Origin of the sequence: Promicromonospora sp. NPDC023987, assembly GCF_040639055.1 — a bacterium.
GTDB lineage: Bacteria > Actinomycetota > Actinomycetes > Actinomycetales > Cellulomonadaceae > Promicromonospora.
The window spans coordinates 1-4,166 of record NZ_JBEZZF010000142.1 but is presented as its reverse complement, the minus strand read 5'-3'; the positions used below and the strand labels follow the sequence as shown (position 1 = coordinate 4,166).

The following is a 4,166-nucleotide window of genomic DNA, read 5'->3' as shown; positions in this document are numbered from 1 at the left end:
GTCGAGCTTGTCGAGACCTGGGTCTCGACAAGCTCGACCACCGGCGTTGCTACGGCGGCCCGTATCGCTCAGACCGGGCGGGGGACGCCGAAGTAGCCGCCCTTCTCGGCCTCGCCGGTCTCCGCCTTGATCACGTGCATGACAGCGTTGATCAGGGCCAGGTGCGTGAACGCCTGCGGGAAGTTTCCCAGGTGCCGGCCGGTGCCCGGCTCGATCTCCTCGGCGTAGAGGTTGAGCGACGACGCGTAGCCGAGCAGTCGCTCGCACAGCGACTTGGCCCGCTCCAGCTCACCGATCTCGACCAGTGCCGACACGAGCCAGAACGAGCAGATGGTGAAGGTGCCCTCCTCGCCCTGCAGGCCGTCGTCGGTCTCCTCGGTGCGGTACCGCAGCACGAGGCCGTCCTCGGTGAGCTCGTCCGCGATCGCCAGCACGGTCGCCCTGACCCGGTGGTCGTCCGGCGGCAGGAACCGCAGCAGCGGGACGAGCAGCAGCGACGCGTCGAGTGCCGGGTCGCCGTAGCGCTGGGTGAACACGCCGCGCTCGTCCACACCCTTGGTGCAGATGTCGTCGGCGATCTCGTCGGCGATCTTCTGCCACGACTGGGCGTAGTCGTGCTCGTCGTACAGCCGGGCGAGCTTGGCGCCGCGGTCCATCGCCACCCAGCACATGAGCTTGGAGCTGGTGAAGTGCTGCGGCTCGCCGCGTACCTCCCAGATGCCCCGGTCCGGCTTGTGCCAGTGCTTCGCGGCCTCCTCGACCTGCCGCTTGAGGATGGGCCACAGCGACTCGGGCAGCTGGTCGCGCGACTTGGCGTGCAGCCACACGGAATCCAGCACGGCACCCCACACGTCGTGCTGGCTCTGGTCGTACGCGGCGTTGCCGACCCGGACGGGCTGGGCGCCCTCGTAGCCGGAGAGGTGCGGCAGCTCGAACTCCTCCAGGGTCTCCTCGCCGCCCACGCCGTACATGATCTGCAGCTGCCGGTTGTCGCGACAGACGTCCTGGATGAACGCGAAGAAGTCGTTCGCCTCGCGTTCGAGGCCCAGGGTGTACAGGCCCCAGAGGGCGAACGTCGAGTCGCGGATCCACGCGTACCGGTAGTCCCAGTTGCGTTCTCCGCCGGGGGTCTCGGGCAGCGAGGTGGTCGCGGCGGCGATCAGCGCACCCGTTGGCGAGTAGGTCAGCCCCTTCAGCGTGAGCGCCGACCGCTGGAGGTAGACGCGCCACGGGTGGTCCGGGAACTCGCCCTGCGTGATCCAGTCGCGCCAGAACCGCTCGGTGCGCCACATCGCGTCGAGAGCGCCCGCGTACGTCGTCGGCGCGCTCTGCGAGCCCCACGACATGGCGACGAAGTGCGTGGCACCCTCCGTCATCCGGGTGCGGGCGGTGGCGCGCTTGCCCTCGAGGCCGAAGCGCAGGCTGGAGCGCAGGTGCAGGTTCGGGTTGGAGTCGCCGGTATCGGCGACCACCGACGAGTAACCACTGTTCTCGTACTCCCAGTCGACCTCGGACCGTGCGTAGTCCGGGCGGGGCTCGCACACGACCTCGAGGTCCACGGTGCCCGACACGCACTTGATGGTGCGCATCAGGATGTGCTCGGCGTCGTCGTCGGTGGGGGTGCGGCGGTGCGTACCCGAGCGCGACTCCAGGTCGTGCCACGGGCCCATCAGCATCGCGTCGCGGACCACGAGCCAGCCGGTCGGCGTCTGCCACGTGGTCTCGAGGATGAGCGTGCCGGGCAGGTACCGGCGCGCGACAGGTACCCGCACGCCGTGCGGCCCCACGCGGAAGTAGCCGGCTCCCCGGTCGAGGATCTTGGCGAAGATGCTGGGTGAGTCGGGTCGGGGTACGCACATCCACTCGACGCTGCCCGACGGCGCGATCAGCGCGTTGGTCTCACAGTCCGAGAGGAACCCGTACTCCCCGATGTGGGGAAACTTGCTGCGGCCGTCCCAGGCGCGCGGGGAGGCGCCGTCGCTCGACGTGTGCCCCTTGACCGGACCCCGGTTCGTGGACTTGGGGGTCTGGCGGCGCCGAGGGGACGTGCCGGATGCCGTGGGGGCGGCGTCGGCCCCCACTGGCTCAATCGATTCGAGCGTCATGAGACTCAAGGGTTCCGCACGTTCAGCGCAGGTGGCAAGCCGTACCTGTGTGACGCGCAGAACCCGTTGCCGTGCCCTGCACAGGGCTTGCACAAGCCCTGTGCACAGCCCTCGGCAGACCCACGCGGAGATCTTCGTCGAACAAGTTCGTAGGTCGTGTCGATCGAGCGGTTTCCCGTTCGACCTGTGAGTGAGAAGGTCCCATCAGGGGCCGCCGACCACAGGAGAAGGAACCATGGCGAAGTACATGCTGATCATGCGCTCGACGGACGAGACGTGGGCCGCGTTCGCGGACGTCGACTTCGAGACGATCATGAACGAGATGGGCAAGTTCAACTACGAGATGATCCAGGCCGGCGTGCTCGTCGCGGCCGAAGGGCTCGAGGACGCCGCCGACACCGTGGTCGTCGACTACTCGTCCGAGACACCCGTCGTGACGGACGGCCCGTACGGCGAGACCAAGGAGCTGTTCAACGGCTTCTGGATCCTCGACGTCGCCTCCAAGGAGGAGGCTGTCGAGTGGGCCAAGCGGGCACCGCTCGCCGGCCCGGGCAGCAAGGCCGAGATCCGCAAGGTCAGCCAGATCGACGACTTTCCGCAGGACAACGAGTGGATCCAGAAGGAACGCGCATGGCGCGAGTCGACCGGCCAGCTCTGAACGAGCACGACGCCGCACGGCGGGCGGTCGAGGCGGTCTGGCGGATCGAGTCCGCGCGCATCGTGGGCGCGCTCACCCGCTACACCCGCGACTTCGAGCTCGCCGAGGACGTGGCCCAGGAGGCGCTCGCCGCGGCGCTCGTCTCCTGGCCACGCGACGGTACGCCGCGGGACCCGGCGGCCTGGCTCATCGCGACCGCGCGACGCCGGGCGATCGACGCCTACCGACGTCGGGCCGGGCGTGACGAGCGGTACGCCGCGCTCGCGCACGGCCTGGCCGAGGGGCAGACGACGTCGGGTGCCGGGGGAGCCGTAGCCTCCACGCCGAGCATCGTCGCAGGTGACCCGGGTTCTGACCCGGAGATCTACGACCCTGACCGGATCGACGACGACGTGCTCGCCCTCATGTTCGTGGCCTGCCACCCCGTGCTCTCCAGGGAGGCGCGGATCGCGCTCACGCTGCGCGTCGTGGGCGGTCTGACGAGCGACGAGATCTCCCGCGCGTTCCTGGCCCCGGTCGCGACGGTGCAGGCGCGCATCAGCCGTGCGAAGAAGACCCTGGCGGCGGCACGGGTCCCCTTCGAGGTGCCCGACGGCGCGGACCGGGCCGACCGGCTCTCGTCGGTGCGCGGTGTGCTGTACGTGATCTTCACTTCAGGCTCGTCGGCGACGTCGGGCGACGACTGGATCCGGCACGACCTGGCCCGTGAGGCCGTGCGCCTGACCCGCGTGCTCGCCCGGCTCGCGCCGGAGCCGGAGACGTTCGGTCTGCTCGCGCTGCTGGAGCTCACCTCAGCACGCTTCCCGGCCCGGGTGGGACCGTCGGGGGAGCCGATCCTCCTGGAGGACCAGGACCGGAGCCGCTGGGACCGGGCGGCGATCATCCGCGGACGGGCGGCGCTGCGGCGCGCCGTCGGCCCGTCGGGCATGGGGGCCTACGCCCTGCAGGCCGGGATCGCGGAGTGCCACGCGGTGGCGAGCTCGGTGTCGCAGACCGACTGGGAACGGATCGTCGTGCTCTACGAGGCGCTCGGCCGGATAGCTCCCTCACCCGTGGTGGACCTGAACCGGGCGGTGGCGGTCGCGATGGCGCACGGTCCCGACCTCGGGCTGCGCATCGTGGACGAGCTGGCGAACCAGGGGCAGCTCGCCGGGACCCACCTGCTGCCCGGCGTGCGCGGCGAGCTGCTGTCGCGGCTCGGCCGCACGGCCGAGGCGCGGGGTGAGTACCTCCGCGCGGCGGAGCTGTGCGGCAACGCGGCGGAGCGGCTGATCCTGACCCGCAAGGCGGCCGGGTCGGACCCCGACCCGACCTGACCGTTGTGGGGGGGGGGTTTTTGCCGGAGGACCGGTGAGAGAGGTGGAAAAAACAACACACCAAAATATAGAAAGAACACCGTCGAA

At 70.0% G+C, this 4,166-nt stretch carries 3 protein-coding genes; 2 read left to right on the top strand and 1 reads right to left on the bottom strand.

Annotation, left to right across the window (positions count from 1 at the left end; all coding sequences use genetic code 11):
• Positions 1-68: 68 nt before the first annotated feature.
• Positions 69-2,105: a glycoside hydrolase family 15 protein gene (locus AB0F40_RS27315; protein WP_357475441.1), complete on the bottom strand. Its 2,037-nt coding sequence runs from the start codon at positions 2,103-2,105 to the stop codon at positions 69-71.
• Positions 2,106-2,340: 235 nt separating this feature from the next.
• On the opposite strand from AB0F40_RS27315, the gene AB0F40_RS27310 reads away from it, so the two are divergent.
• Together AB0F40_RS27310 and AB0F40_RS27305 are read left to right on the top strand one after the other, a co-directional pair.
• Positions 2,341-2,763 carry a YciI family protein gene (locus tag AB0F40_RS27310; RefSeq protein ID WP_357475439.1) on the top strand — a complete coding sequence of 141 codons (423 nt, stop codon included), beginning with the start codon at positions 2,341-2,343 and terminating at the stop codon, positions 2,761-2,763.
• On the top strand, positions 2,736-4,079 hold the full coding sequence (locus AB0F40_RS27305) for an RNA polymerase sigma factor (RefSeq protein WP_357475437.1): 1,344 nt from the start codon (positions 2,736-2,738) through the stop codon (positions 4,077-4,079). The genes AB0F40_RS27310 and AB0F40_RS27305 overlap by 28 nt, the downstream gene beginning before the upstream one ends.
• Positions 4,080-4,166 lie beyond the last annotated feature (87 nt).

Bases quoted from the DNA above. Each gene is read 5' to 3' on its own strand.
- AB0F40_RS27315 (WP_357475441.1), bottom strand. From the start codon at position 2,105: ATGACGCTCGAATCGATTGAGCCAGTGGGGGCCGACGCCGCCCCCACG.
- AB0F40_RS27310 (WP_357475439.1), top strand. From the start codon at position 2,341: ATGGCGAAGTACATGCTGATCATGCGCTCGACGGACGAGACGTGGGCC.
- AB0F40_RS27305 (WP_357475437.1), top strand. From the start codon at position 2,736: ATGGCGCGAGTCGACCGGCCAGCTCTGAACGAGCACGACGCCGCACGG.